This is a genomic window from Salinibacterium sp. NSLL17 (assembly GCF_015864935.1).
Lineage (GTDB): Bacteria > Actinomycetota > Actinomycetes > Actinomycetales > Microbacteriaceae > Rhodoglobus.
In genome coordinates this window covers 1,599,406-1,625,066 of record NZ_JADYWH010000001.1, presented here as the reverse complement: position 1 = coordinate 1,625,066, position 25,661 = coordinate 1,599,406, and the positions used below count along the sequence as shown (strand labels likewise).

General features: G+C 58.9%; 23 protein-coding genes and 3 tRNA genes. 3 read left to right on the top strand and 23 right to left on the bottom strand.

The genetic code is table 11. The features are described from left to right. Positions 1-2: 2 nt before the first annotated feature. The 5 genes from alaS to I6E51_RS07875 form a co-directional block, all read right to left on the bottom strand. Positions 3-2,657, bottom strand: a complete 2,655-nt coding sequence (alaS, locus tag I6E51_RS07895) for an alanine--tRNA ligase (protein WP_197109903.1) — start codon at positions 2,655-2,657, stop codon at positions 3-5. Positions 2,658-2,704: 47 nt separating this feature from the next. Beyond that, a complete protein-coding gene (locus I6E51_RS07890) occupies positions 2,705-2,932 on the bottom strand; it encodes a hypothetical protein (protein WP_197105707.1) in 228 nt (75 codons plus the stop codon). Positions 2,933-2,991: 59 nt separating this feature from the next. Further along, on the bottom strand, positions 2,992-3,354 hold the full coding sequence (locus I6E51_RS07885; protein WP_197105708.1) for a DUF948 domain-containing protein: 363 nt from the start codon (positions 3,352-3,354) through the stop codon (positions 2,992-2,994). Positions 3,355-3,472: 118 nt separating this feature from the next. Further along, positions 3,473-4,102, bottom strand: a complete 630-nt coding sequence (gene rpsD / locus I6E51_RS07880; protein ID WP_010202678.1) for a 30S ribosomal protein S4 — start codon at positions 4,100-4,102, stop codon at positions 3,473-3,475. Between the two features lie 252 nt (positions 4,103-4,354). After that, positions 4,355-5,686: a replication-associated recombination protein A gene (locus I6E51_RS07875; RefSeq protein WP_197109902.1), complete on the bottom strand. Its 1,332-nt coding sequence runs from the start codon at positions 5,684-5,686 to the stop codon at positions 4,355-4,357. A 152-nt stretch (positions 5,687-5,838) separates the two neighbouring features. On the opposite strand from I6E51_RS07875, the gene I6E51_RS07870 reads away from it, so the two are divergent. The 3 genes from I6E51_RS07870 to I6E51_RS07860 all read left to right on the top strand — a co-directional run bounded on the left by I6E51_RS07870 (position 5,839) and on the right by I6E51_RS07860 (position 8,601). Beyond that, positions 5,839-6,633 carry a peptidylprolyl isomerase gene (locus tag I6E51_RS07870; RefSeq protein WP_197109901.1) on the top strand — a complete coding sequence of 265 codons (795 nt, stop codon included), beginning with the start codon at positions 5,839-5,841 and terminating at the stop codon, positions 6,631-6,633. 83 nt (positions 6,634-6,716) lie between these two features. Further along, positions 6,717-7,946, top strand: a complete 1,230-nt coding sequence (locus I6E51_RS07865; protein WP_197105711.1) for a DUF349 domain-containing protein — start codon at positions 6,717-6,719, stop codon at positions 7,944-7,946. Between the two features lie 82 nt (positions 7,947-8,028). Next, the gene (locus I6E51_RS07860) at positions 8,029-8,601 is read left to right on the top strand and encodes a hypothetical protein (protein ID WP_197109900.1); all 573 of its coding nucleotides are present in this window, start codon (positions 8,029-8,031) and stop codon (positions 8,599-8,601) included. Here the strand turns inward: I6E51_RS07860 and I6E51_RS07855 are convergent. From I6E51_RS07855 to I6E51_RS07770, 18 genes are all read right to left on the bottom strand, one after another. Further along, positions 8,598-10,844, bottom strand: coding sequence for a bifunctional (p)ppGpp synthetase/guanosine-3',5'-bis(diphosphate) 3'-pyrophosphohydrolase (locus tag I6E51_RS07855; RefSeq protein ID WP_197105713.1), 2,247 nt, complete (start codon positions 10,842-10,844; stop codon positions 8,598-8,600). The genes I6E51_RS07860 and I6E51_RS07855 overlap by 4 nt on opposite strands. A 112-nt stretch (positions 10,845-10,956) precedes the next feature. Then, positions 10,957-11,973: a protein translocase subunit SecF gene (gene secF / locus I6E51_RS07850; RefSeq protein ID WP_197105714.1), complete on the bottom strand. Its 1,017-nt coding sequence runs from the start codon at positions 11,971-11,973 to the stop codon at positions 10,957-10,959. Beyond that, a complete protein-coding gene (gene secD, locus I6E51_RS07845) occupies positions 11,973-13,715 on the bottom strand; it encodes a protein translocase subunit SecD (RefSeq protein ID WP_197105715.1) in 1,743 nt (580 codons plus the stop codon). The genes secF and secD overlap by 1 nt, the downstream gene beginning before the upstream one ends. A 109-nt stretch (positions 13,716-13,824) precedes the next feature. After that, on the bottom strand, positions 13,825-14,244 hold the full coding sequence (gene yajC / locus I6E51_RS07840; protein ID WP_197105716.1) for a preprotein translocase subunit YajC: 420 nt from the start codon (positions 14,242-14,244) through the stop codon (positions 13,825-13,827). 64 nt (positions 14,245-14,308) lie between these two features. Continuing rightward, positions 14,309-15,337, bottom strand: a complete 1,029-nt coding sequence (gene ruvB / locus I6E51_RS07835; RefSeq protein WP_197105717.1) for a Holliday junction branch migration DNA helicase RuvB — start codon at positions 15,335-15,337, stop codon at positions 14,309-14,311. Further along, the gene (gene ruvA, locus I6E51_RS07830) at positions 15,337-15,954 is read right to left on the bottom strand and encodes a Holliday junction branch migration protein RuvA (protein ID WP_197105718.1); all 618 of its coding nucleotides are present in this window, start codon (positions 15,952-15,954) and stop codon (positions 15,337-15,339) included. Before ruvA ends, ruvB begins: the two co-directional genes overlap by 1 nt. Then, a complete protein-coding gene (gene ruvC, locus I6E51_RS07825; protein ID WP_197105719.1) occupies positions 15,951-16,574 on the bottom strand; it encodes a crossover junction endodeoxyribonuclease RuvC in 624 nt (207 codons plus the stop codon). Before ruvC ends, ruvA begins: the two co-directional genes overlap by 4 nt. Positions 16,575-16,577: 3 nt before the next feature. After that, complete coding sequence (locus tag I6E51_RS07820; RefSeq protein ID WP_197109899.1) at positions 16,578-17,336, bottom strand: YebC/PmpR family DNA-binding transcriptional regulator; 759 nt, start codon at positions 17,334-17,336, stop codon at positions 16,578-16,580. Between the two features lie 51 nt (positions 17,337-17,387). After that, positions 17,388-18,002 (bottom strand): hypothetical protein, encoded by a 615-nt coding sequence (locus I6E51_RS07815; RefSeq protein WP_197109898.1) that lies wholly within the window; start codon positions 18,000-18,002, stop codon positions 17,388-17,390. An 18-nt stretch (positions 18,003-18,020) separates the two neighbouring features. Further along, a complete protein-coding gene (gene pdxT / locus I6E51_RS07810) occupies positions 18,021-18,632 on the bottom strand; it encodes a pyridoxal 5'-phosphate synthase glutaminase subunit PdxT (RefSeq protein ID WP_307783868.1) in 612 nt (203 codons plus the stop codon). Then, the gene (pdxS, locus tag I6E51_RS07805) at positions 18,622-19,524 is read right to left on the bottom strand and encodes a pyridoxal 5'-phosphate synthase lyase subunit PdxS (RefSeq protein WP_197109896.1); all 903 of its coding nucleotides are present in this window, start codon (positions 19,522-19,524) and stop codon (positions 18,622-18,624) included. Before pdxS ends, pdxT begins: the two co-directional genes overlap by 11 nt. 50 nt (positions 19,525-19,574) lie before the next feature. Then, on the bottom strand, positions 19,575-20,138 hold the full coding sequence (locus I6E51_RS07800) for an HIT domain-containing protein (RefSeq protein WP_197105724.1): 564 nt from the start codon (positions 20,136-20,138) through the stop codon (positions 19,575-19,577). Positions 20,139-20,141: 3 nt separating this feature from the next. Further along, entirely contained in the window at positions 20,142-22,055 is a 1,914-nt protein-coding gene (thrS, locus tag I6E51_RS07795) for a threonine--tRNA ligase (RefSeq protein ID WP_231599966.1), read from the bottom strand. 95 nt (positions 22,056-22,150) lie between these two features. Continuing rightward, positions 22,151-23,305 (bottom strand): hypothetical protein, encoded by a 1,155-nt coding sequence (locus I6E51_RS07790; protein WP_197109895.1) that lies wholly within the window; start codon positions 23,303-23,305, stop codon positions 22,151-22,153. Next, positions 23,298-25,157 carry a glycosyltransferase gene (locus tag I6E51_RS07785; protein WP_231599688.1) on the bottom strand — a complete coding sequence of 620 codons (1,860 nt, stop codon included), beginning with the start codon at positions 25,155-25,157 and terminating at the stop codon, positions 23,298-23,300. Before I6E51_RS07785 ends, I6E51_RS07790 begins: the two co-directional genes overlap by 8 nt. 130 nt (positions 25,158-25,287) lie before the next feature. Next, positions 25,288-25,359 (bottom strand) — tRNA-Val (locus I6E51_RS07780). Positions 25,360-25,391: 32 nt separating this feature from the next. Continuing rightward, a tRNA-Cys gene (locus I6E51_RS07775) sits at positions 25,392-25,462 on the bottom strand. Positions 25,463-25,502: 40 nt separating this feature from the next. Further along, positions 25,503-25,574 (bottom strand) — tRNA-Gly (locus tag I6E51_RS07770). Between the last annotated feature and the right edge of the window lie 87 nt (positions 25,575-25,661).

Sequence of the window (25,661 nt, the reverse complement as noted above, 5' to 3'; positions counted from 1 at the left end):
GGTTACGCCGACAGTCTCGACAGAATGAGAGCGAGGGCGTCGGGAATAGCCGCGGGGTGTGCACCGCCACCTTGAGCAATATCTGGCTTTCCGCCACCGCCACCGCCGAGCACGCCAGCAGCAGCCTTGGCCAGTTCGCCCGCCTTGAAGCCATGCGCCCGTGAGGCCTCGTTGGTTGCGACGATCACGGCAGGCTTGTCACCGATGGTGGCTGCGAGGGCGACTACTGCCGACTCTGCACCCAACCGTTCGCGCACCGACTGAACAAGACCGCGCAGATCGTCGGTCGAAGCCAACTCGCCAACATTCTCAATGACAGCAGTCACAGAGCCGGCAACACGAGCGGTCTCCACGAGCGCAGGAACACGCTGCGACAGCTGACCGGCCTCCAGGTGAGCAATTTTGCGCTCAGCCGCTTTCAGATTGGCCAGCAGTTCGGCGATACGGTCAGGAAGCTGTTCGCGCGGAGTCTTCAGATTCGTCGTCAGTTCAGACACGATCGCGCGTTCCGTCGCGAAGTTGCGGAATGCATTGAGTCCTACGAGAGATTCGATTCGCCGGTTGGCCGAACCAACGGACGACTCCCCTACCAGCGAGATCAGTCCGATTTCGGATGACCGTGCAACGTGCGTTCCTGCACAGAGTTCGAGCGACCAGGGGCCGCCGATTTCGACAACGCGCACTGTGTCGCCGTACTTCTCTCCGAACAGCGCCATAGCGCCGAGCCCCTTGGCATCGTCCAAGGCCATGATGCGCGTCGAGACCTCGAGGTTGTCGCGCACTGCAGTGTTGGCAACCTCTTCGATCTCGGTCTTCGTCTCAACCGACAGCGCTTGCGACCAAGAGAAGTCAAGGCGCATGTAGCCGGCCTTGTTGTAGGAACCAGACTGGTGAGCGTCATCGCCCAAGATCTGACGCAATGCTGCGTGGATGACGTGGGTAGCCGAGTGAGCTTGAGTCGCCCCGCGACGCCATTCAGCGTCAACAAGCGCAGAAGCAGGATCTCCGACTCCGACCTCGCCGGCTGTGACGGTGACCTTGTGACTGATGAGGCCCTTAACCGGGCGCTGCACATCGAGAACTTCAAGGTGGAAACTGGCGCCCACGATGGCACCGGCATCCGCTTCTTGTCCACCAGACTCGGCGTACAACGAAGTCTCGGCAAGGATGACTTCAGCCGTCTGCCCGGTCGTGGCCCGGCTCACTGAGACGCCGTCAACGATGATGCCGATCACGCTGGACTCGGTTTCCAGGGTGTCGTAGCCGGTGAACGTCGTTTCGCCGAGAGCACGGAACGCGCCGTAAACAGAAAGGTCTGCCAAGAACTGCTTCTTTGAGCCGGCATCCGCCTTTGCGCGATCGCGCTGCTGCTTCATCAGGGTGTCGAAAGCGTCGCGATTGACGCTCAACCCCGCTTCAGCAGCCATCTCCAGAGTGAGGTCGATGGGGAATCCGAAGGTGTCATGCAACAAGAATGCGGTGTCGCTTGGCAGCTCAGTCGCGCCTGACTTCTTCGTGTTCTCTACTGCAGTGTCGAGAATTGTGGTGCCGCTCGCGAGGGTGCGCATGAAGACGTCTTCTTCAGCGAGCACGATCCGGGAGATGCGATCGTAGTCTTTCTCCACCTCGGGATACGCCGCCTTCATGGCATCGCGGGATGCCGGGAAGAGCTCTGCGAAGGTGGTGCCTTCGACGCCCAAGAGTCGCATCGCGCGCACGGTGCGACGGAGCAGACGACGCAGCACATAGCCGCGGCCTTCGTTGCCGGGGGTCACGCCATCCGAGATCAGCATGAGGCTCGAACGCACGTGGTCAGCGACTACACGCAGCCGAACATCAGCTTCGTGGTCGGCGCCGTAAGTGCGTCCGGCGAGCTCCGCCGCCTTGTCAAGGACAGGGCGAACCTGGTCGATCTCGTACATGTTCTCGACGCCCTGCTTGAGGAACGCGACGCGCTCAAGCCCCATACCAGTGTCGATATTTTGCTTCGGAAGTTCACCAAGGATCGAGAAGTCTTTGCCCTTGCCCTCGCCACGCAAGTACTGCATGAAGACGAGGTTCCAGATTTCGACGTAACGGTCGTCATCGGTGGCGGGGCCACCATCTGCACCATAAGCGGGGCCACGGTCGAAGAAGATCTCCGAACACGGTCCAGCTGGCCCCGGCTGCCCGGTCGACCAATAGTTGCTGTCCATGCCGAGTCGCTGGATACGCTCATCCGGCAGTCCTGCTGTCTCTTTCCAGAATGCAACAGCGTCGTCGTCATCTTCGTACACGGTGACCCAGAGGTCATCAGGTCGAAAACCGAGTCCGCCCTCATCTTCTGGCAGCGTCAGGAATTCCCATGCAAACTGGATGGCTTCCTTCTTGAAATAATCTCCAAACGAGAAGTTGCCATTCATCTGGAAGAACGTGCCGTGGCGTGGCGTCTTGCCGACCTCTTCGATGTCGAGGGTACGGATGCACTTCTGCACGCTGGTAGCACGGTCGTACGGAGCCGGGACCAGACCAGTCAGATAGGGGACGAACGGAACCATTCCGGCGACAGTAAAGAGCAGTGTCGGATCATCACTGACAAGCGATGCGGATGGAACGATCGTGTGGCCACGCTCACCAAAATAGGTCAGCCAACGTTTTTGGATTTCTGCGGTTTGCATGGGGATCCCCGGGAACTCAATGATGCGGCCCAAGGGCCCTGATGGTCTTACTTAGAACGCTGAGAGAAGTCAGCTACTGCTTCTTCGACATCCGCTACGGCGTCACGAAGCTCTGCTTCGCGTTCGCGATAGCCATCGACAACAGCACTCGTGAACTCACGTGCTTTGCTGTCAACGTCGGAGAAGAACTGCTTTCCCTCTGGCGTTTTTGCGACTTGGTGTGCTGCCACGAACCCAACGGCAATTCCAACGACGAAAAGGACTGCGCCTTTCATGATTTCTCCTTCAGATTGGGGGTAACACGAACCGTATTAGCTTAGGCGGTTTCGACGCCTCAGCGACGGCGCTTGGGGCGAAGGCTCAGGACAGCGGCCCGAACTCCGGCGCTGAAGCCTGCGATCTTAATCAACGGGCCGCCGACGGTGGCCGCGCCGAGGGCGACGAGGGCAGAAATGTTGCCCGTCGTTTCTTCCACATTGCGAGTGATGGCGTCCACGCGCGCGATTTGACGGTTAGTTTCCGAAATCGTTGTCGTGGCTTCCGTCAGCATGGGATCGAGGTTATCGCTCACCCCACGGATGGCGGTGCTGGTTTCGTCAAAGACCTTCCCCAGCTTGAGAAGAGGAACAGCGAGCAATGCCACCAGCACTGCGAACACTCCGGCTGCAATGAGCCCTGCGATATCTCCACCAGTCATGGCTACTCCCGTCAATCTGAAGAAAAGGTACAAGTACACGGTATTCGACAATCGTGCCGAACTCCGCCGTAAACCAAGAAAGGGCCGGAGCAAAAGCTCCGGCCCTTTCTTTCAGTAGTTAGCGTGCTGCGTAGTACTCAACAACGAGCTGAACTTCACAGGTCACGGGAACCTCGGCGCGCTTGGGGCGACGTACGAGACGTGCCTGCAGCTTGTCGATTTCAACTTCGAGGTAACCAGGAGTCTTAGGAAGAACATCCACGTGTCCGCCAGCTGCGGCGACCTGGAAGATTTCCATGCCTTCGCTGCGAGCCTTGACGTGCATGAGCTGTCCCGGCTTAACGCGGAACGAGGGACGGTCGACGAGCTGGCCATCAACCAAGATGTGGCGGTGAACGATCATCTGACGAGCCTGTGCGGTCGTGCGAGCGATTGCCGAACGAACGAGCAGAGCGTCGAGACGCATTTCGAGCTGCTCAACCAGGTTCTCACCGGTCAGGCCAGCGGTCTTGCGAGCTTCCTCGAACTGAATCTTCAGCTGAGCTTCACGAATGCCGTACTGGGCACGCAGACGCTGCTTCTCGCGAAGACGAACAGCATAGTCACTGTCCTGCTTGCGCTTGGTGCGGCCGTGCTCACCGGGAGCATAGGGGCGCTTTTCGAGGTACTTGGCAGCCTTCGGCGTGAGGGCAATGCCCAACGCGCGCGACAGGCGAGTCTTGCTACGGGTACGTGACTTAGTAGACACAGGATCCTTTTCGATTGATTCAAGTAAGAACAATCTGGCGATCACTCGCACGCGAACGCGCGTACACAACACACCAGACGAAGTAGAGGGATGACCCTAGGGAACCTGGTCGGCTACAGACCGGTGTTCCGCGATATTCGATTTCATTGCAGCCGCGCGCCGAAACCGTATCGTTGGGACGTGTAACTCTATCACGGCAGCACCCTGCAGGCCACGACTCGCCACACCGAGCCAGAGCGCGAGTTGAGGCAGCTATTCGCCGCGAATAATCTCTCGCAGTTTGACGAGCCGGGCAGACACTTCGCGTTCGTTGCCGTTGTTCGTCGGAGTGTAATACTCGGTGCCTTTCAAGACATCGGGAAGGTACTCCTGCTTCACCACTCCAAACTCAGAATCGTGAGAGTAGCGATACCCCTTTCCGTGGCCGAGACGTTTGGCACCCGGATAGTGAGCATCGCGAAGCGGCTTGGGCACCCGGCCAATCTTGCCTGCACGCACATCGGCTATCGCGGCATCCAAAGCGGAATAGGCAGCATTCGATTTCGGGGCTGTCGCCAGATAAACAACAGCTTCGGCCAGCGGGATGCGGCCTTCGGGCATTCCGATGAGCTGCACCGCATCGGCGGCCGCTACGGCAATGACGAGCGCTTGGGGGTCGGCAACACCCACGTCTTCCGCCGCGCTAATAATCACGCGCCGCGCAATGAAACGGGGATCCTCCCCCGCTTCGATCATGCGTGCCAAGTAATGGAGCGCGGCATCAACGTCAGAACCACGCACAGACTTAATGAAGGCGCTGATCACGTCGTAGTGTTCATCACCGTTTCTGTCGTAACGCAATAGGGCGCGATCAACAGCATTCGCGACATGTTCTGCCGTCACTAGCGCTGGAGTTGCTGCGTCTTCGTCATTCGATGCATAAACAGCGGAAGCTTCGAGCGCAGTCAGCACCCGGCGCGCATCTCCGGATGACAGTCGGATGAGGAGTGCGCGCGCTTCAGGCTCCAGCACCACCGCATCCCGAAGCCCTCGGGGGTCTGAGACCGCGCGATCGACCAAGTCCCCCAGATCGTTGTCGTCAAGCGGGTTGAGCGTCAGCAACAGGGACCGCGACAATAGCGGTGAAATCACGGAGAACGACGGATTCTCTGTCGTCGCCGCAATCAGAATGACCCAGCCGTTTTCTACCCCAGGAAGCAACGCATCCTGTTGTGCCTTAGTGAAACGGTGAATCTCATCGAGGAACAGAACCGTAGACACACCATAAAGATCGCGGGCAGTCAGCGCCTCTTCCATGGTCTGACGCACATCCTTCACGCCGGCGGTGACCGCAGAAAGCTCTACAAACTTTCGTTGAGACCCCCGTGCGATCGCCTTAGCGATTGTGGTCTTACCGGTGCCAGGCGGGCCCCACAAAATAATGGATGCCGAACCATGGCTGCCTTCGGCATCGTTTGCGAGACTCATCAGCGGCGACCCGCGCTGCAGCAAATGTTTCTGACCGACGATCTCGTCGAGAGTCAGCGGCCGCATGCGCACGGCAAGAGGTGTTGCTCCGCTGTGCAGAGTTGCGGAAGCATCCATAGCTCAATCGTAATCGCCCGCACTGACCGTCGGCACAGTGCACCTTCATTACGTTCGGGCGTCGTGGCGTTTGGTTGAGATTCCCGGGAGACCGTAAGGTTCATTGTGGCGTTCCTACGACAGCGGCGACGTCCGCGATTCTTCAAGGAGTAATGGTGGCATCCAGCAAGAAGCATTCCCGCGAGCAACGAGAAGCTCGGGAACGACTGCGCCTCTACACTGCGCGTGCGTCAGTGCATGAACAGACCGTGGCTCGCCGCAAGCGTGACAACGTTCTCGCCGTGGGCGTCGGTCTTGTCATCATCGCGCTCGTAGCTACGGCTCAGGTCTTCTACTTCTCGGCAGGGCCGGGAACTCCAGAGCCTGCGCCGTCCTTCACCCCGGAGGCCGAAGCCACCGAACCCGGCAATGTCGGGGATGTTCCGGATCTTGCTCTCGCCGAAGCCCGCACGTGGTCTGGGGAACTTACTCTCAACGATGTCGCACTCGGCATTGAGCTCGACGGCGCAGCGGCACCACAAGCCGTGGCTTCTCTGGTCGACTCCGCGGCATCCGACTACTACGTTGGCACCGTCTGCCACCGGCTGGTCGTCACCGATAACGCAGGATTGATTCAGTGCGGTTCGCTGGACGGCACCGGCGCGAGCGACCCCGACTATGCCTACGGCCCCGTTGAAAACTCCGGAGTCGGCGGCTTCTACCCCGCAGGCACCATCGCGATGGCACGAACGGGCGACAACGCTTTCTCGAATGGCCGTCAATTCTTCATCGTCTTTGACGATGCGATCATTCCTGATGACACGGCCGGCGGCTACAGCATCGTCGGTCAGGTCACCTCTGGACTCGACGCTCTCCAATCGGAGATCGTCGCTGGCGGCATCGTTGGCGATGCCCAAGATGGGGCCCCGGTGACTGCCACAAGCATCACGGGCTTCACGATCCAATAACAGCGTCAGCGACCGTGAGTACGGTTGTCCTAAGCTTGGGTAACCCGGCAGCAACTTCCGGCATAAGCAGCAAGGTGAAGTAATTGGCTACAGAGAACCAGAACGAGTGGGGCCGCGTCGACGAGACAGGCACCGTATTCGTCCGCGAGGCGGACGGCGAACGTGCCGTCGGCCAGTACCCTGACGGAACTCCCGAAGAGGCATTGGCCTACTTCACCCGCAAGTATCACGAACTTGCTGGGCAAGTGACGTTGCTTGAACAGCGGGTCAAGAACGGCGCTCCCGCCTCTGACGTTGCGAAGGCTGTTACAGCACTCAACGAGTCGATTGCCACAGCGAACGCTGTCGGCGACCTCGCAGCACTGCTTACGCGAGTGCAGGCGCTTGGCGGTTCCGTATCGAAGCTCACAGAACAGCAAAGCGAAGAAGCGAAAGCTGCCCTCACGGAGGCAATTGCTGCCCGCAACGCACTCGTTGTTGAGGCAGAGACGCTCGCTGCTGGCGATCCGGCCAAAGCGCAATGGAAGCAAGTCACGGCTCAGATGGACGACATCTTTGCGCGCTGGAAAGCCCATCAGACTGACGGTCCTCGCCTTCCCAAGAGCGAAGCGAACGAATTGTGGAAGCGATTCCGTGCAGCGCGCAGCACAATCGACACCCACCGCCGTGCCTTCTTCGCCGAACTAGATTCCGCGCACAAGAAGGCGCGCGCAGACAAGCAAGCTCTTGTCGACGAAGCAGAGGCTCTTGCCGCGCAGGGTGCCGAGGGCATCCACACCTACCGTCGATTGCTCGATAGCTGGAAGGCTGCTGGCCGCGCGGGCAAGAAGTTTGACGACGCTCTCTGGGCGAAGTTCAAGCAGGCCGGCGACGTGCTCTACGCCGCTAAGTCAGAAGTTGATGCTCACGACAACGTCGAGTTCACCGCAAACTGGGAGTTGAAGAAAGCGCTGCTCGACGAAGCCGAGCCGCTGCTCACTGCAACTGATCGTGCGCAAGCCAAGAAGGCTCTTTTTTCGATTCAGAAGCGCTGGGATGAGATTGGCAAAGTTCCCCGCGACAAGATCAAGACCGCTGAGGAACGCCTCCGCAAGGTCGAGACTGCCGTGCGCAAGCTCGACGAGGACCACTGGCACAAGAACAACCCTGAGCGTCAAGAACGCTCAGAAGGCTTCCTAGGTCAACTCAACGAAGCGATCGCAAAGCTTGAGGCAGAACTGGCGGAAGCCCAGGCCACGGGCAATGCAAAGAAGATCGCCTCAGCCCAAGATGCGCTCGATGCCCGCAAGGCATGGTTGGGCGCTCTCAAGTAGGTCGTTGTCCACAGGTGATTAGTTCTCCACTGAATCGCTGATGTTGTCTTCGTGCGGTTGCTCGCGACCGCACGATAGACGCATGACACCACGACTCCCCCCAGTGCTCAGCGCGATCGATTTGCCGCTAGCGGAACTCCAATGCGCCGCACTCGACGGTGAACTGTTCGCTCTTGACCAGTGCTTCTGCCCGATCGATGAATTCGACACCATTCATTTACGCGCCCGTGCACTCGGCGTCGTCTTGGATGCCCGCATAATTGCCGAACGGATGACAGCCGCCTGGGTGTGGGGCGCTGCCCTCAATCCCCCGGCTCGCCACCAGTTGTGCGTAGCCATTGGCGCCCGAACGCGACCACATCCAAGCCTGAATGCGGTGCTCCGGGAGGTCGTCATCACCGATGATGACATCGACACGGTGTCGGGCGTTAGCGTCACGTCTCGATTGCGCACAGTTTTTGACCTCGTCCGCTTTAGCGAACCATTTGGAGCCCGAGAAGAGGCTGCAGTCAGAGTGCTCATGGCCGAGGGCAAACTCGACTACGGTCAGTGCGTCGATTCGCTCAACGCGCGCCGAAACTTGCCACAAAAGCGAATCGCCCTCGCGCGCTTAGCAGCGCTACAGTCTCCCGCAGCGCTCACCTCTGCCAGCTAGCCGCTATTGACCCGATAGACGTCGTAGACAGCGTCTACGCGCCGTACGGCGTTGAGCACACGGTCGAGGTGAGTCGTGTCGCCCATCTCAAAAACAAACTTGCTAATCGCGAGGCGCGCAGTCGACGTGTTGACGGTAGCCGAAAGTATGTTGACATGGGTCTCACTGAGCACCTTGGTGATGTCAGAGAGCAGTCCAGCACGGTCGAGAGCTTCAACCTGGATTTGAACGAGGAACAAGCTCTTAGACGTAGGAGCCCACTCCACTTCGATCATGCGCTCGGGCTCATCGAGAAGCGACTGCACGTTCTTGCAATCAGCGCGGTGAACCGAAACGCCAGCTCCACGAGTAACGAAGCCGACGACGTCATCGCCGGGAACGGGAGTACAGCAGCGTGCAAGCTTCACCAGAATATCCGGCGCGCCTCGCACTAGGATGCCTGAGTCTGAATGCTTGTAGGGACGCAATTTGCCCGCAGCGGGGAAGGTGAGCTCGCCGTCGTCTTCTTCGGTTCCAGCGCTCAGAGATCCAACAAGCTTCTCAATCACTGACTGAGTGGAAATGTGCCCTTCGCCAACAGCCGCATAGAGCGCGGATACGTCTTCGTAGCGCATGTTCGCAGCAAGCTCGGCAAAAGACTCTTGGCTCATGAGCTTTTGAAGGGGCATGTTCTGCTTGCGCATCGCTCGAGCAATGGCATCTTTGCCCTGCTCGATGGCCTCGTCTCGGCGTTCTTTTGTGAACCAGGCACGGATCTTGTTGCGCGCTCGCGTGCTCTTGACGAACCCAAGCCAGTCCTGGCTCGGTGCCGCATCCGGACTCTTCGATGTGAAGACTTCGACGGAGTCCCCGCTGTTGAGTACCGTCTCAAGCGGAACCAGACGGGCATTGACCTTGGCGCCCATGGTGCGGTGACCGATTTCCGTATGCACTGCGTAGGCAAAGTCGACAGGGGTAGCGCCAGCAGGCAGGCCGATTACCTTGCCCTGAGGAGTGAAGACGTACACCTCTTTCGCGCCAATTTCGAAGCGCAGCGACTCGAGGAACTCACTGGGATCAGAGGTCTCTGCCTGCCAGTCAGTGATGTGGGCTAACCACGCCATGTCATTGTCTGCTGGGCCTGACTCAATCGCCTTACCAGCGGCACGGTCCTTGTACTTCCAGTGTGCAGCAACACCAAACTCAGCACGGTGGTGCATCTCGTTCGTTCGAATCTGGATCTCGACGGCACGACCATCAGGTCCGATGACTGTGGTGTGAAGTGACTGATACAGGTTGAACTTGGGAGTTGCGATGTAATCCTTGAAGCGACCAGGAATCGGATTCCAGCGAGCGTGGATCGATCCGAGCACGGCGTAGCAATCGCGTACCGAGTTTACGAGCACGCGAATACCGACCAGATCATAAATCTCGTCGAACTCCCGACCCCGCAGAATCATCTTCTGATAGATCGAGTAATACTGCTTGGGCCTGCCGGCGACGGTTCCCTTGATCCGCGACGTTCTGAGGTCGTCTTTCACCGACGCGATAACCTGCTTGACAAATTCGTCACGTTGCGGGGTTCGCTTTGAGACCAGGCTTTCGATCTCGACATAGATCTTCGGGTGCAACACCGCGAACGACAGATCTTCAAGCTCGGTCTTCATCGCCTGAATACCGAGCCTGTGGGCGAGAGGAGCGTAAATCTCCAGGGTCTCCTGCGCCTTGCGCGAGGCAGACTCCCGAGGAACAAAGCCCCACGTACGGGCGTTGTGGAGGCGGTCAGCAAGCTTGATTACCAGCACGCGAATGTCTTTCGACATCGCGACGATCATCTTGCGAACAGTTTCCGCCTGAGCGCTGTCGCCGTATTTCACCTTGTCGAGCTTGGTGACGCCGTCGACGAGCATGGCGATCTCATCGCCGAACTCGAGGCGAAGCTCGTCGAGAGAATAGGCGGTGTCTTCTACCGTGTCATGCAGCAGCGCCGCGGCAATCGTCTTCTCACCGATGCCGAGCTCCGCAAGAATCTGCGCAACGGCAATCGGGTGAGTGATGTACGGCTCACCGCTCTTGCGCTTCTGGCCGTCGTGCGCCCGAAATGCTGCGGCATACGCGCGCTCGATCAGAGCAAGGTTTGCCTTGGGGTGACTCGCCTTGACGGTGCGCAGAAGCTTCTCGACCGAACCCGCCGGTTGAGCTCGCGAAAACAGACGCGGAAGGAGCGCGCGAAAAGAAGCTGATGACTGCTGCGAATCGCTCATTCCGCTCCCTCCTAGATCGATTCTAGGACGCGTTCGAGAGCAAGAAGTTCACGACCACAACAAACCAGCGCTTTTGCTTGCGCGCGAACAACCGTTCGTGCGCCCACAGTGGCTACTTGCCGCCCTTGTCTGCAGCGCGGGCAGCGGTCAGTCGCTTGGTGCGGCTAAGGATCGCTGGCTCGTTCTGGCGGAACTGGGCATAGAGCGGAGCAGCGATAAAGATCGTGGAATATGTGCCGACGACAATACCGATGAACAACGCCAGAGCGATGTCGCGCAGTGTTCCTGCGCCAAGCACGTAAGCACCGATGAACAGGATGGCAGCGACGGGCAGAGCCGCGACGACACCGGTATTGATCGAACGAACGAGAGTCTGGTTCACCGCGAGGTTCACTGATTCCGCGAACGTGCGACGCGATTCAGAGCCGTCTTCCGACGTATTCTCTCGAATCTTGTCGAACACAACGACGGTGTCATACAGCGAGAAACCTAGGATCGTCAGGAATCCGATCACCGCCGATGGAGTGATTTCGAAACCGAAGACTCCGTATACACCAGCGGTGATCACGATGTCGTGGAGCAATGCGATCATTGCGGCGATCGACATCTTCCAGGTTCGGAAGTAAATTGCCATCATGATCGCGGCGAGGGCGATGAAGACGATGAGTGCACGAAGGGCTGAACTCGTGATGTCGGCGCCCCACGAGGGGCCAACGAAGGATGCCGCCACTAGGTCATTTTCGACATCGAACGCGTTAGCAAGAGCGTCACGCACGGCGTTGGACTCGTCGGTCTCAAGCTGCTCCGTCTGAATACGGAGCGAGTTCGTCCCGACGACGGTGACCTTGGGATCAGCTTCCGCTACAACATCGATAACAGTGTCTGTGGCCAGCGTCTGGGCCTCAGCGTTAACATCTGGGTCCGAAAGCTGCTCAACCGAGTCAATTTGGAACTGTGATCCACCGGTGAACTCGATGCCGAAGACATATCCGCCACGCAGCGCCGGTACGACGATGGAAACGGCGAGCAATACCGCGGCCAGCGTGTACCAAACTTTGCGGCGGCCGATGAAGTTGATCGATACGTCGCCGGTGTAGAGGTCGTTGCCGAACTTAGAGAAGCTAGCCATCAGGAGTCCTTTCCATCTGAACTGGCATCAGAGGCAGTACCTGCCAGCTCAGCAGCTTTACGTTCAGCAATAGTCTGTCGACGCGCAGCTTCGCGGCTTGCGCCTGTCTTGTTCTTCGAGGGGGCCGGAGTGCGGAACTGTGCTCGTCCGCGATAGATCGCACCGAGCGCATTGGGGTCGAGTCCGCTCAAACGGTGACCACTCGAGAAGAACCGGGTGGTTGCGAGCAATTGAAGAACCGGGTGGGTGAACAGCACCACAACGAGTACGTCAATTACCGTCGTAATTCCCAGCGTGAGTGCGAAGCCTCGAACGTTGCCCACGGCAAGAACGAAGAGCACAACCGCAGAGAGCAGGTTGACAGCCTTGGCGGCAAAGATCGTGCGCAATGCGCGCTTCCAGCCGGCCTCTACCGCACCAGTGAGTGAACGTCCGTCACGGAGCTCATCGCGAATCCGCTCGAAGTAGACGATGAACGAGTCCGCTGTGAAACCAATAGCCACGATGAGACCCGCAACGCCAGCGAGTGAGAGGCGATAGCCATGACGCCACGACAGGTACGCGATGACCAAGTACGTGAGTACGCCGGCGACAATAAGCGATGCAACCGTCACCAAACCGAGAAGTCGATATTGGAAGAGTGAGTAGATAACAACGAGCAGAAGACCGATTAGCCCAGCGATCAATCCGGAGTTCAACTGGTTGCTACCCAGAGTTGCGGAAATATTCTCGCTGCTCTGAACTTCGAACCCGATCGGCAGTGCACCGAACTTGAGCTGGTCAGCCAGAATCTCAGCAGTCTCTTGAGTGAAGCTGCCCGAAATCTGCGGGTTTCCACCGGTGATGACACCCTGCGTAGTCGGGGCCGATATCACTTGACCATCGAGAACGATGCCGAACCGGTTGCGCGGGTCGGTCTCATCGAAACCGAAGAGGCGAGTCGTCATTTCAGCGACATCCGCAGTTCCTTCAGCGTTGAACGTCGGGAAGACGCCCCACTGGCCAGTGCTGATGCCCTGCGAGCTCGTGACAAGTCCGCTCGAGGCGTCGGTGATCGTGCTTCCTTCGACTTCGACCGGGCCGAGGATGTACTTGTACAGCCCATCGGAATCACACGTGATGAGGGCTTCGCCCGCCGGCGCGACGCTGAAGTTATCCAGCGAAGCGCAGTCAAAGTTAGTGAATTCATCGAACAACGCCTCAGTAATCCAATTGAGGTCGCTGGCATCGGTAGGTGCTGCCGTTGGGGTCGTCGCGAGCGTCGGCTCAGGAGTCGGCGTCGCAGTTTCACCATCAGGTGTAGCGGTGTCGGTAGGCTCCGGAGTTTCGGTCGCCGTCGACGTTGCCGCAACATCCGTGTACAGAACCGGACGGAACTCGAGCTTTGCCGACGATTGGATGCGCTTCAGCGTCTCTTCGTCAGGAACGCCTGGGATCGAGACCACTACGTTGCTAGCACCTTGAGTGGTGACCTCTGCCTCGGCAACACCACTGGCATCGACCCGATCACGAATGATCGACACAGCCTGTGTCAGCTGCTCGCCAGTGACCGTCTGACCACTCTCGAGCTGAGGAGCGAGAACGATTTGCGTTCCGCCCTCAAGGTCAAGCGCAAGTTTCGGGGCCCAGGAGGCCGCACCGAACATGGAGCCAGCACCGATCAAAACGGCGAGCCCCACCGTGAGTGCTGTGAGCCAGACGATGGCTCGCCACGCGTTTTTCACAGGGGTTGTTCTTGCCACCTATTTGACTCAGCTTTCTTGACAGAGCAGTGCAGGATCGCACGCCGTTGGACAGTCGCCCCCGGGGAGGACGACTCTCAACACTAGTGGGTTACTGGAACTCGTTCTTCTACTTAGACGACTTGTCGTCTTTAGAGTCGGAAAGCTCGCCGAACTCCGGGTCAGTCTCGGACACAGCAGCTTCGCCAGCGGCTTCGCGCTCTGCTGCTTCGCGGTTAGCGATTTCCATCGCTTCTTCAACCGAACGAGGTGAACCATCTTCGACGGCGTCTTCAGCGACAACCTTCGCAAGAGTCTGGCTGTGGACCTTGACGATAACGCCCTTGCTGATTTCGATCTCAGCTTCGTTCTTGACAGTGTCCATCGTGATGAGAGTTCCGAAGAGACCGAAGTTGGTCATGACCTCGACGCCAGGAATCATCTGCTCACGCAGTTCTTCCATCTGAGCTTTGCGCTTACGGCTGTTGCGGAACATGAAGAAGATGAGCACGCCGAGGATGGCGAGCATCGCAATAGAAAGAGGATCCATGAGGTACCTTTCGGTGGTCTGTGGGCCTGGCGCTCAAGCTGATGCGCGTGTTAAGCCAGTAAAACTATAGTTCATCGCTGAACAGCGACGAATTCCTGTCAGCCATTCCAAAATGTTCCCACGCCGCGCGCGTTGCCACTCGGCCTCGCGGGGTGCGAGACAACAAGCCGATCCGAACGAGGAATGGCTCGACAACGGATTCGACTGTCTCCGCTTCTTCACCGACAGAGACAGCCAACGTGCTGAGACCGACTGGTCCCCCGTCGAAACGGCTGAGGACCGTGTGCATGACGGCGCGGTCAAGGCGATCGAGACCACGTTCGTCAACGTCGTAGAGTTCGAGCGCCGCACGGACCGCATCCGTGCTGGCAGGAATACCGTTAACAAGCGCGTAGTCGCGAACCCGGCGTAGCAAACGATTGGCGATTCGAGGTGTGCCGCGACAGCGCCCGGCGATCTCTGCAATCGCCTCTTTGTCGATATCCAGCTCCAACATCGTCGCAGCTCGAGCCAGCACTCGCTCAAGTTCGCCCTCGTCATAAAACTCGAGGTGGGCTGTAAAACCGAAACGGTCGCGCAACGGGTTCGGCAAAAGGCCCGAACGCGTCGTGGCACCGACCAGAGTAAAGGGCGCGATATCGAGCGGGATGGATGTCGCTCCCGCTCCCTTGCCCACCATGATGTCGATGCGGAAGTCTTCCATCGCGAGGTACAGCATCTCCTCTGCGGAGCGTGCCATGCGGTGGATCTCGTCAATGAACAGTACTTCGCCGGGAAGCAACGACGACAGTACCGCCGCCAAGTCACCAGCATGTTGAATAGCTGGGCCACTTGACATGCGCAACGGGCGATCGCTCTCGTGAGCGACGATCATGGCCAACGTGGTCTTGCCGAGCCCGGGAGGACCGGCAAGAAGAATGTGGTCAGCCGTGCGATTCTGCATCGCTGCCGCCCGCAAGAGCAACTGCAGCTGACCGCGAACCTTCGTCTGGCCGACAAACTCGTCGAGAGATTTCGGACGGAGGGCACCCTCGAACGCAAGTTCGGCATCCGACTCGACGCCTGAAGTCACGACGTCATCGTTCTCCGCCATCAGAGACCCGCCTTGCCGGTCTGCGAGCCAACAAGCAGCAGGGCGCGGCGCAGAATCGCCTGCACATCACTCTGCTCCGACTCGTCGGCATCCTGAACCGCGCCTTCAGCTGCGGGTTGAGCGAGCTTCTCGGCCCAGCCCAAGCCTTGAAGGGCCAATGACACTTGTTCGGACACAGACGTAGAGCGCGGTGCTGCAGCGGTGGGCCGATGCGCAGAAACAATGAGCTTGCCGGCAAGGTTCAACACGATGAGCTTGGCAGTCTTGGGGCCGATACCCGATACCTTGCGGAACGCGGAGTCGTTTTCTTCAGCGACAGCTCGCGCGACATCGTCAGGGGTCAGAGCGGCGAGAACACCCATCGCGCTCTTCGGCCCCACACCGGTGACGCCGCGCAATAAGTTGAACACGTCTAACTCGTCGGTGGTGCGGAAACCATAGAGCGCTAGATCGTCTTCCCGCACAATCAGCGCTGTATTGAGTTGGGCTTCAGCGCCCACCCGCACGGACAGGGCATGTTCGGGAGTCACGCTCACACTCAGGCCGACTCCCCCGACCTCAACAACCAGCGAAGTTCCGACCGCGGCGAGAACGGTGCCACGAAGCGAAGAAATCATAGGTTCAGCCTACGAGCACCCGCTGACTTCTCTGCTGACCGCCACGCCTCCTGAGCAGGGGTGAGCCCGGTTGAGCGTGACGATTCCGCTGGTGCGCCTGCCGCTCCGCTTCGTGCTGCAACGGGTGCTGCTGTGAATCCGGGGCCGCTCTTCCAGGCACCACAGATCGCCAACGCACACGCATCAGCGGCATCCGCTGGCTTGGGTGCTTCAGCGAGACCGAGCACGCGCGCCACCATGGCACCCACTTGCTTCTTCTCCGCACCGCCATAGCCCGTAATGGCAAGCTTCACTTCGGTAGGTGTATGCAACGTCACCGGGATGCCGTGACGTGCGGCGACATACATCGCGACGCCACTGGCCTGGGCCGTGCCCATCACCGTGCTCACATTGTTTTGGGCGAAGACTCGCTCAAGCGCGAGCTGCTGTGGAGCGAACTCGGCAATGATGGCGTCAATACCGTCACCAATCTCGCGCAACCGCTCTTCCAATGCCATTGCTGGCGGAGTGCGGACTACACCGACGTACACCAAAGTCGCACGACGATTGGGCGCAACATCGACCACACCGATGCCGCACCGCGTGAGCCCGGGATCGATCCCGATCACACGCAGCGTCATCGACTAGTCCTCGTCAAGCTCGGCTTGAACCTCAGGCGTGATGTCAAAGTTGGAGTAGATGTTCTGAACGTCGTCGGACTCTTCAAGCGCATCGATCAGCTTGAAAACCTTGCGGGCAGTATCGGCGTCGACTTCGACCTTGACGTTCGGAACGAACTCGGCTTCCGAGGCGTCATAGTCGATGCCAGCCTCTTGAAGCGCGTTGCGCGACTCAACCAGGTGAGCTGTATCGGTGATGACCTCGAAGCCTTCGCCATGGTTCATGACTTCTTCAGCACCAGCGTCGAGCACTGCCATGAGAATGTCGTCTTCGGTGACGCCCTCAGTCTTGGTGATCGAGATGACGCCCTTGCGTTCAAAGTTGTACGCAACGCTGCCGGGATCGGCCAACGAGCCACCGTTGCGGCTCATGATCGTGCGAACATCGGCTGCCGCGCGGTTCTTGTTGTCGGTAAGACATTCAACCAGGAGAGCAACGCCGTTGGGACCGTAGCCCTCGTACATGATGTTGAGGTACTCGATGGCGTCGCCAAGCTGGCCGGAGCCACGCTTGACCGCACGATCGATGTTGTCATTGGGAACCGACGTTTTTTTAGCCTTTTGGATGGCGTCGACAAGAGTCGGGTTGCCCGCAAGGTCCGCTCCGCCAATCTTGGCGGCGACCTCGATATTCTTGATCAATTTCGCGAATGACTTCGCGCGGCGAGAATCAGTAATCGCCTTCTTGTGCTTGGTAGTTGCCCATTTAGAATGCCCTGACATGACGGCTATTCTATCTGGCCTCGCGAGGTCCCGCGTGCGCGAATCCCCGCGCTAGGCCTGATCAAGCCTCGTGCGCACACCGACATCGTTCAATTGAAGCTGGGCGAGCCGGGCGACAGTGGTGGCGTTCCCTGCCCTCCACTCGGCAGCCGGATCAGCGGAAACCTGAGACAACGCGGTCAAATTCTGAGAAGCCAGTGCGCGAAGCGCGAGCAAATTGGTGCCGCCCGGCGTTGCGAGAAGTTTCTTGGCCTCATCCGCTCGCACAGCAAATCGGATTCGTGGCAACAACCACACGAGCAGTATCAGCACAACCGGAACCACAGCGATGAAGACGCCAACCAGAGTAGCCGCAGCCAGAACCGTCTCCTGCTGACTCCGCCCTGCCGCCTCTAGCGCAGCCCCGGCATCACTCGCCCCATCGAAAGGAGCGCGGATGCCCGATCCAATCAGCGGAACAGCGCCGAGGGTGTCTCCCAGCTCGACCATCGTCGACCGGAAGCCTGCCCCGGCATCCTGCATCTGAGCGCCGAGCTCTTGGAACGCTGCAATGAGTTGGTAAACCCAACTGCCGATCACAATCCAGAGAACAATGAATGCTAGCGAGAACACATCGGCCGTAATCTGGCGAGCTCTGCGGGCGGGAAGGTCTGCGTACAGTTGCATTCCCCCATGATGCAGGAACTATGGCTTAGCGCGCACGCGAGAAACGAAGTACTCGTGAAAACGGGTATCTCCCGTGATCTCCGGATGAAAGGAGGTACCGAGAAGGTTTCCCTGTTCGACAGCCACAATCCGCCCATCGTCAAGCGTTGCGATTGCTCGCGCGCTCGCGCCAACGGATTCGACAACAGGAGCCCGAATGAAGATGGCGTGAACGGGCACGTCACCCAACTCCGGCACATGGATGTCCGTCTCGAAGGAGTCAGTCTGTGACCCGAACGCGTTACGGCGCACCACGACATCCAGCCCACCAAAAGACCGTTGCCCGTCGATCGAATCGAGCACAGTATCTGCCAGCATGATCAGCCCCGCACACGTGCCATAGACCGGAAGTCCGCCCGCAATCGCTTCGCGTATCGGGTCATACAGCCCATAGAGACGAGAGAGCTTGTCGATCACGCTCGACTCTCCGCCGGGAATGATGAGTCCAGCAATATGCTCAAGCTGCTGAGCAGTCTTGACCGCGATTGCGGTTTCGCCCAGCAGTTCGAGCACAGCGAGGTGCTCACGGAAGTCACCCTGGAGAGCTAATACTCCGATAGGGAGCTGATCGACCGTGTGACTACCAGCCACGCTCAGAGAGACGGTGGGGAGCAGCAAGGTCAGACACGTTGATGCCAACCATGGCCTCACCGAGTCCGCGCGAGGCAGCGGCAATAACGCTCGGGTCATCGAAGAAGGTCGTCGCCTTCACGATTGCGGCCGCGCGCTGCGCCGGGTTGCCCGACTTGAAGATTCCGGACCCAACGAAGACTCCATCGGCACCGAGTTGCATCATCAGAGCAGCATCGGCGGGAGTTGCTACGCCGCCGGCCGTGAAGAGTACAACGGGAAGCTTTCCCGTCTCCGCGATTTCGCGCACGAGCTCATAGGGGGCCTGAAGTTCCTTAGCCGCAACGTACAGTTCGTCAGCTGACTTCGAGCGCAGTTCATTGATCTGGCCCTTGATGGTGCGGATGTGCTTGGTCGCCTCAGAAACGTCGCCCGTGCCCGCCTCGCCCTTTGATCGGATCATCGCAGCACCCTCGGTGATGCGACGAAGCGCCTCGCCAAGGTTGGTTGCGCCACAGACGAAGGGAACGTCGAAGTTCCACTTATCGATGTGGTTGACGTAGTCTGCGGGGCTCAGCACCTCGGACTCGTCGATGTAGTCGACCTTGAGCGCCTGAAGAACCTGAGCTTCAACGAAGTGTCCGATTCGGGCCTTGGCCATAACGGGGATTGAAACTGCGTCAATGATGCCGTCGATGAGGTCGGGGTCACTCATGCGAGCTACTCCACCCTGCGAACGGATGTCGGCAGGAACGCGCTCGAGGGCCATGACGGCAACAGCGCCGGCATCCTCAGCGATCTTTGCCTGCTCAGCGTTGACGACATCCATGATGACGCCACCCTTAAGCATTTCTGCCAGTCCGCGCTTAACGCGGCTCGTACCGGATTCGTTGGATGAAGTGTTCTCGCTCATAGCTACAACGCTAAGACCGGAGCCCTCAAAAGAATGCAGCCAATTTGAACTCAGTGGTTCGTCGGCCAGGCCTTCGCCAGTTCTTCGCGAACCTCACCAAGCAGCCGAGGAATGGCCTTCGTTCCGGCCACAATCGGGAAGAAGTTCGAGTCAGTTGCCCACCGCGGAACAACATGCTGATGCAGGTGATTAGCGATACCGGCGCCCGCTAGCGCACCCTGATTCATCCCGATATTGAAACCGTGAGCCTTCGACGTTTCGCGGAGCACTCGCATCGCTGTCTGAGTGAGCGACGCGATCTCTGCCGTCTCCTCATCCGTCGCTTCGTCGTACAAGGGCACGTGCCGATAGGGACACACCAAGAGGTGGCCACTGTTATAGGGGAAGAGGTTGAGCAGAACGAAAGCGTGCTCACCGCGCGCGACGATCAGCGCTTTCTCGTCGTCAAGGGTCGGCGCAACGCAGAAGGGGCAGTCGTCCTTGTCAGGCTGCGACTGATCCATGATGTAGGCAATGCGGTGCGGTGTCCACAGCCGCTGGAAGGCATCGGGAACCGCAGCGAAGTCAGCACTCGACTCCCCCGCAGGCAATTCCGAACCGTCGTAATCCTGCACGGACTAAACCTGCGCTCGGGTCGCGATCGCCTCAGTGATGCGCGCGACGGCATCAGCAATCGGGATGCCATTCTCCTGAGTTCCATCACGGAAACGGAAGCTCACTGAACCCGCAGCCTGATCCTGTTCACCAGCAATGAGCTGGAACGGAATCTTCGATTTGGTGTGAGTGCGGATCTTCTTTTGCATCCGCTCACTCGAGGCATCAAGCTCAGCGCGAACACCGAGCGCTGTGAGCTGATCGATCACGCCACCCAAGTATTCCTCGTAGGCCTCAGCAACGGGGATGCCAACAACCTGGACCGGCGACAGCCAGACCGGGAATGCTCCGGCGTAGTGCTCAGTGAGCACACCGAAGAAGCGCTCGATCGAACCGAACAGGGCACGGTGGATCATCACCGGACGCTGGCGTGAACCATCCGCAGCGGTGTATTCCAGTTCGAAACGCTCAGGAAGGTTGAAGTCGAGCTGCACCGTGGACATTTGCCACGTGCGGCCGATAGCGTCTCGAGCCTGAACCGAAATTTTCGGGCCGTAGAACGCCGCCCCACCCGGGTCAGGAACAAGTTCTAGACCGGATTCGGCTGCAACCTCAGCAAGGGTCTGCGTCGCTTCGTCCCACACGTCGTCATCGCCGACATACTTCTCTGGATCCTTCGTCGACAACTCAAGGTAGAAGTCGGTCAGACCGTAGTCACGCAGCAACGAAAGAACGAAGTTGAGGGTGTTCGTGAGCTCCTCCTTCATCCCCTCCTTCGTGGTGAAAATGTGCGCGTCGTCCATCGTGAGGCCACGAACTCGCGTGAGGCCGTGAATGACGCCGGACTTTTCGTTGCGGTAGACCGTGCCGAACTCGAAGAGGCGCATCGGAAGATCGCGGTACGAGCGTCCGCTCGACTTGTAAATCAGGATGTGCATCGGGCAGTTCATGGGCTTGAGGTAGTAATCGGCGCCCTGGCGAGTGATCTCGCCCTCTTCGTTGCGGCCCTCATCGAGGTGCATCGGTGGGAACATGCCGTCTTTGTACCAGCCCAAGTGACCGGAGGTCTCGAACAGAGCCGCCTTGGTGATGTGAGGAGTATTAACGAACGAGTAGCCCTCTTGCAAGTGACGCCGGCGCGAATAGTCCTCCATCTCGTGACGGATGATTCCGCCCTTGGGGTGGAAGACAGCGAGTCCAGAACCGATTTCGTCTGGAAAAGAGAATAGGTCTAGCTCAGCACCAAGCTTGCGGTGGTCGCGCTTGAGAGCTTCCTCTTGACGAGCTTGGTACTCACGAAGCTCGTCTTTGGTCGGCCACGCCGTGCCATACACACGCTGAAGCTGCTTGTTCTTCTCCGAACCACGCCAATATGCGGCGGCGGTACGTGTGAGCGACCAACCGTTGCCAATCATGCGAGTGTTCGGCAGGTGCGGCCCGCGGCACAGGTCTTTCCAGTAAACCTCGCCGGTCTTGCCGTCGACGTTGTCATAAATGGTGAGCTCGGCGCCGCCGACCTCGACTGACTCATTGTCAGCGTCAGCATCGCCCTCGGCTACGGCGCCCTTGAGGCCAATCAGTTCGAGCTTGTACGGCTCGTTGGCGAGCTCTTCACGAGCTTCAGCCTCCGTCACAACACGACGCTGAAAACGTTGACCCTGACGGATGATGCGATCCATCGCCTTGGTGATCGCTTTGAGATCCTCGGGCGTGAACGGCTCCTCGACGTCAAAGTCGTAGTAGAAACCATCGGTCACGGGTGGACCAATACCAAGCTTCGCTTCGGGGTTGATCGTCTGAACCGCCTGTGCCGCGACGTGCGCCGCCGAATGGCGAAGGATGTTGAGTCCGTCAGGCGAGTCGATAGTGACCGCCTCGACCTCATCCGTGTCGGTCACCGTCGAGGCAAGGTCTTTCAGCTCACCGTTGACGCGCATGGCGACGACGTTGCGGTCGGTAAATAGGTCGAATCCAGTCTTACTCACACAACAACTTTAGCCGCGATACCGACAACTTCGCGTCACTCAATGCGCTAGCCACCAAAGATCTGGCTCGCCCACAGAGCAAGTGCCGTACTGGTGAGCGCGTTAGCCCACCCAATCAGGAGTTGCAGCACCCCCACGAGCGAGATCATTAGCGTTCCCCGGGCGCTGCGAGCCGTAGGAATGAGGGCGATAGCAAGAAGTGTCATCGCCATGAAAATATTTCCGGTCGAGCCGTCAGGCAAGAGCCCGAGGGCGAACCCGACGATAAAGGCCGCGAAGACAAGGGTCGAAATAATGATCGCGCCCGGCCTGCGAACGATGAGCGCAACCAGCCACGCACTGACAAGTGGTGCGATCACGAAGAAGCCTTCAACAGTGCTGAAGAACTGGCCAACGATAACGAGTCGATCGCCGAATCCGATAAACGCCGATTGCGTTGCCCCGGCAAATGGACGTCCGAGAAACAGAGCGTTGAGCACGGCGAGGGAAATGAGCGCAGACGCAGCAGGATAGAGGATGACGAGCGCATTCGCCCGTCGAGCGCCGAACACTCCCGCGCGACGATGGCGAAGGATGGGCGCGGAGAGGGCCGCAGCGGTGACGTAAACGAGTGCTGTCACATCGGTGAGAACGGCAACCATGAAGTAGATTCCGACCCGAAAACCGGACTCTGTGTTACCCCACGCCACAAATCTCACGATGTGTGACATCCCGAGGCCGAAGAGAATAAGCCCCAAGAACGCAGCATAGTTTTGAGTCGCGTTGTAGAAAAAGAGCGGGTTGAGCGCGAGCGCCATCATCAGGATCACGATCGTGGATCGCGCGAAGCGCCGCTGCACCATGATCTCGATGAGCTTCTGCAAGAAGACTCCGGCGCTCAGCGCTCCGATGATCGAGAGCGTCAGCGCCCCACCAGGTACAAAAGCTGCCAGCAGGGTGCTGATAGGCGGGAAAATATCTCCCAGCCATTGAGCGTCTGCTCGCTGCCAATCTATCTGGGTTGCTCGCGCAACAAGGGTGGCGTTGGGCGAGTCTGTCGCTCCAAGCGCTGAAACGACGAGCGCAAAGATGACATAGGGAAGCGCGAAGACCCCACGGAGCATCCACCGTCGAGGAGTGCGCCGCGGCCAGACATCGAGGCGAGTGCGTGGCGGGCGGGTCGCGATACGTAGCGCCCGCGTATTCGTCAGCGGCTCACTCATGATTGGTCTGGCTTGTCAGGCCATGCTCCGTCTTCTCCCAGTAGTGCGGTTTCGTGATGAGCTGCCAGAGCGCCTTGTAGGACGCAATCGAGTGCAAAATCCAATACAAGGGATTCAGCAGCGCCCAGGGAACAAGGGCGAATGTTCCCCGTTTATAGGGCCCCATCATCGACAAATACACCATGATCGAGCTGCCGATGATGAAGTTGAGAAAGCACACCCAGAGCAACCACACGGGAAAGAACTGCCCCACAAATTCTGTAGGCAGAACAAGAGACAGAACCGTGAGCACGTAGAACGGCAGCACCCCTAAGAAGGTGGCTGGCGTGCCGGCGATAAGCAGGACGAAGCTACAGAATCGCCAGAACCCGATCTCTCGCATGAGTGCCACCGGCCGACGCGCATGCACGAGGGTGGTCTGCATGTAGCCCTTGATCCACCGACTGCGCTGCCGTATGAAATTGGGAATGGACTTGTTGGCCTCTTCCATCGTTGCCGAGTTCACGACGCCGACGCGATAGCCGAGCGCACTGGCACGGATGCCCAAATCGGCGTCTTCGGTGACGTTGTACGGGTCCCATCCCCCGAGGCTCTTGAGAGCCTCGGTGCGGAAATGGTTCGAAGTGCCGCCAAGCGGGATAGGTAAATCGAGCGAATCGAGGCCAGACAACATGTAGTCGAACCAGTAGCCGTACTCGAGCGAGAACATCCGGGTCAACACGTTTTCGCTGGCATTGAAATAGTTCAACGCTGCCTGAACACACACCGTCTTCTCGCCGCCGCGCTGGAACGAAATATAGGCCTTTTTGAGCTGGTCAGGCTCAGGCGTGTCTTCTGCATCGAAAATAACTAGGTAGTCGCCCGTTGCGAAGAACAAACCAACGTTGCAGGCCCGCGGTTTGGTCTGCGGGTGCCCGGCAGGAATAGTGATGATTTGAAAGTGATCGGGTGGAGAGCTCGCCTCGAACGCCGCTCGTGTTTCATCGTCAGATTCCTCGATCAAGACAAAGACCTCAAGCCGGTTAGTCGGCCAATCGATATCCCCTAGGTTCCTGACCAGCTGGGCGACGATGTTTGCTTCTTTGAAAACCGGCACGAGCACTGTATAGCGCGGCAGGTCGTCGTCATTGAGCGCTTCGACTTCACGAGCAGACACCCGCTCGACGAGATCGAACCGCGCTCCGCGCAAGGAAATAAAGAACTTGAAGGCTGTGCCTGCGAGAAATACCAGGCTGGTGATCGCGATGAGGGTGATCACCGTTGTTACCGGCCAGAGCACCAGAGCGATCACAAAGACGATAAGCAGTATGAGCAAACCGATCTTCTGGCCGCGGGACGCAACAGTTCTCGCCGACAACACCGGATTGCGGTTCCACAATTCATTCGCGGCCTGATCGGCAATCAGCGGCCCAAAGACATCGAGAATGGTGTGCCAGATCTGGGCGGATGTCGCCGCCACAAAGACAACGTCTCGCCCGAGCGCATCAGCGATTCTTTCGCTGCGTTCTTCGTCCGGAACCCGAGCGGTCGCGACGAGGGCGCGGCCGTCTGGCAACTCGCGGAGAGGCATCCAGTTCTCGGCAATGTACAGCTGCCCGCTCCACCGGCGAGCGAAGTCACCATCGACGTCAGACATGGTGGCACGATCAATGCCCCAGACGCGGGAGATCACATCCACCAACGTGGCGTCGTCGAGGTGCCCACGGCTAGCGAGAGTTTGGTCGATGTGAACGCCGGAGCGTGCTTTGACTGCGCGGGCTTCAGCAATTTGGCTGCGGGTCGCCAGTCCTTCGTCGAGCAGGAGCTTCACAAAGGCTTCACTCTGGCGTGACGGTTCCCCGATTTTCCCCATGGCCCTATCGTCGCGCACTCTCATGCCGCGGGGAGGGAGCCACGCTGACTTCGCGTGGGCCATTGGCTTTCGCACACGTGCGCGCTAGGGAGTTAAAAGCAGAAGCCCCGGCGAACCGGGGCTTCATCTGTGAGCGATACTGGGATCGAACCAGCGACCTCTTCCGTGTCAGGGAAGCGCGCTACCGCTGCGCCAATCGCTCATGCTATTTAGTTACGTAAAACACTCGTTACGAGGTGGAGACGGGATTTGAACCCGCGTATACGGCTTTGCAGGCCGCTGCCTCGCCTCTCGGCCACTCCACCGCACATGGAAAGTGCCAGCGAGGCTGACACTTCCCACTTGAGCGGATGACGAGATTCGAACTCGCGACCCTAACCTTGGCAAGGTTATGCGCTACCACTGCGCCACATCCGCATTTACAAGCTATTCGGTTACCCGTTTTCGCGTGCTAGATGACTGTATACGAAGAGTGCGTGAACTTCCAATTCGGCGGCGAGCGTG

What these genes read in the sequence shown, in the direction of transcription:
- alaS (WP_197109903.1), bottom strand. Translation starts at nt 2,657, where the DNA reads ATGCAAACCGCAGAAATCCAAAAACGTTGGCTGACCTATTTTGGTGAG.
- I6E51_RS07890 (WP_197105707.1), bottom strand. Translation starts at nt 2,932, where the DNA reads ATGAAAGGCGCAGTCCTTTTCGTCGTTGGAATTGCCGTTGGGTTCGTG.
- I6E51_RS07885 (WP_197105708.1), bottom strand. Translation starts at nt 3,354, where the DNA reads ATGACTGGTGGAGATATCGCAGGGCTCATTGCAGCCGGAGTGTTCGCA.
- I6E51_RS07875 (WP_197109902.1), bottom strand. Translation starts at nt 5,686, where the DNA reads ATGGATGCTTCCGCAACTCTGCACAGCGGAGCAACACCTCTTGCCGTG.
- I6E51_RS07870 (WP_197109901.1), top strand. Translation starts at nt 5,839, where the DNA reads ATGGTGGCATCCAGCAAGAAGCATTCCCGCGAGCAACGAGAAGCTCGG.
- I6E51_RS07860 (WP_197109900.1), top strand. Translation starts at nt 8,029, where the DNA reads ATGACACCACGACTCCCCCCAGTGCTCAGCGCGATCGATTTGCCGCTA.
- I6E51_RS07855 (WP_197105713.1), bottom strand. Translation starts at nt 10,844, where the DNA reads ATGAGCGATTCGCAGCAGTCATCAGCTTCTTTTCGCGCGCTCCTTCCG.
- secF (WP_197105714.1), bottom strand. Translation starts at nt 11,973, where the DNA reads ATGGCTAGCTTCTCTAAGTTCGGCAACGACCTCTACACCGGCGACGTA.
- yajC (WP_197105716.1), bottom strand. Translation starts at nt 14,244, where the DNA reads ATGGATCCTCTTTCTATTGCGATGCTCGCCATCCTCGGCGTGCTCATC.
- ruvB (WP_197105717.1), bottom strand. Translation starts at nt 15,337, where the DNA reads ATGGCGGAGAACGATGACGTCGTGACTTCAGGCGTCGAGTCGGATGCC.
- ruvA (WP_197105718.1), bottom strand. Translation starts at nt 15,954, where the DNA reads ATGATTTCTTCGCTTCGTGGCACCGTTCTCGCCGCGGTCGGAACTTCG.
- ruvC (WP_197105719.1), bottom strand. Translation starts at nt 16,574, where the DNA reads ATGACGCTGCGTGTGATCGGGATCGATCCCGGGCTCACGCGGTGCGGC.
- I6E51_RS07820 (WP_197109899.1), bottom strand. Translation starts at nt 17,336, where the DNA reads ATGTCAGGGCATTCTAAATGGGCAACTACCAAGCACAAGAAGGCGATT.
- I6E51_RS07815 (WP_197109898.1), bottom strand. Translation starts at nt 18,002, where the DNA reads ATGCAACTGTACGCAGACCTTCCCGCCCGCAGAGCTCGCCAGATTACG.
- pdxS (WP_197109896.1), bottom strand. Translation starts at nt 19,524, where the DNA reads ATGAGCGAGAACACTTCATCCAACGAATCCGGTACGAGCCGCGTTAAG.
- thrS (WP_231599966.1), bottom strand. Translation starts at nt 22,055, where the DNA reads ATGCGCGTCAACGGTGAGCTGAAAGACCTTGCCTCGACGGTGACCGAC.
- I6E51_RS07790 (WP_197109895.1), bottom strand. Translation starts at nt 23,305, where the DNA reads ATGAGTGAGCCGCTGACGAATACGCGGGCGCTACGTATCGCGACCCGC.
- I6E51_RS07785 (WP_231599688.1), bottom strand. Translation starts at nt 25,157, where the DNA reads ATGGGGAAAATCGGGGAACCGTCACGCCAGAGTGAAGCCTTTGTGAAG.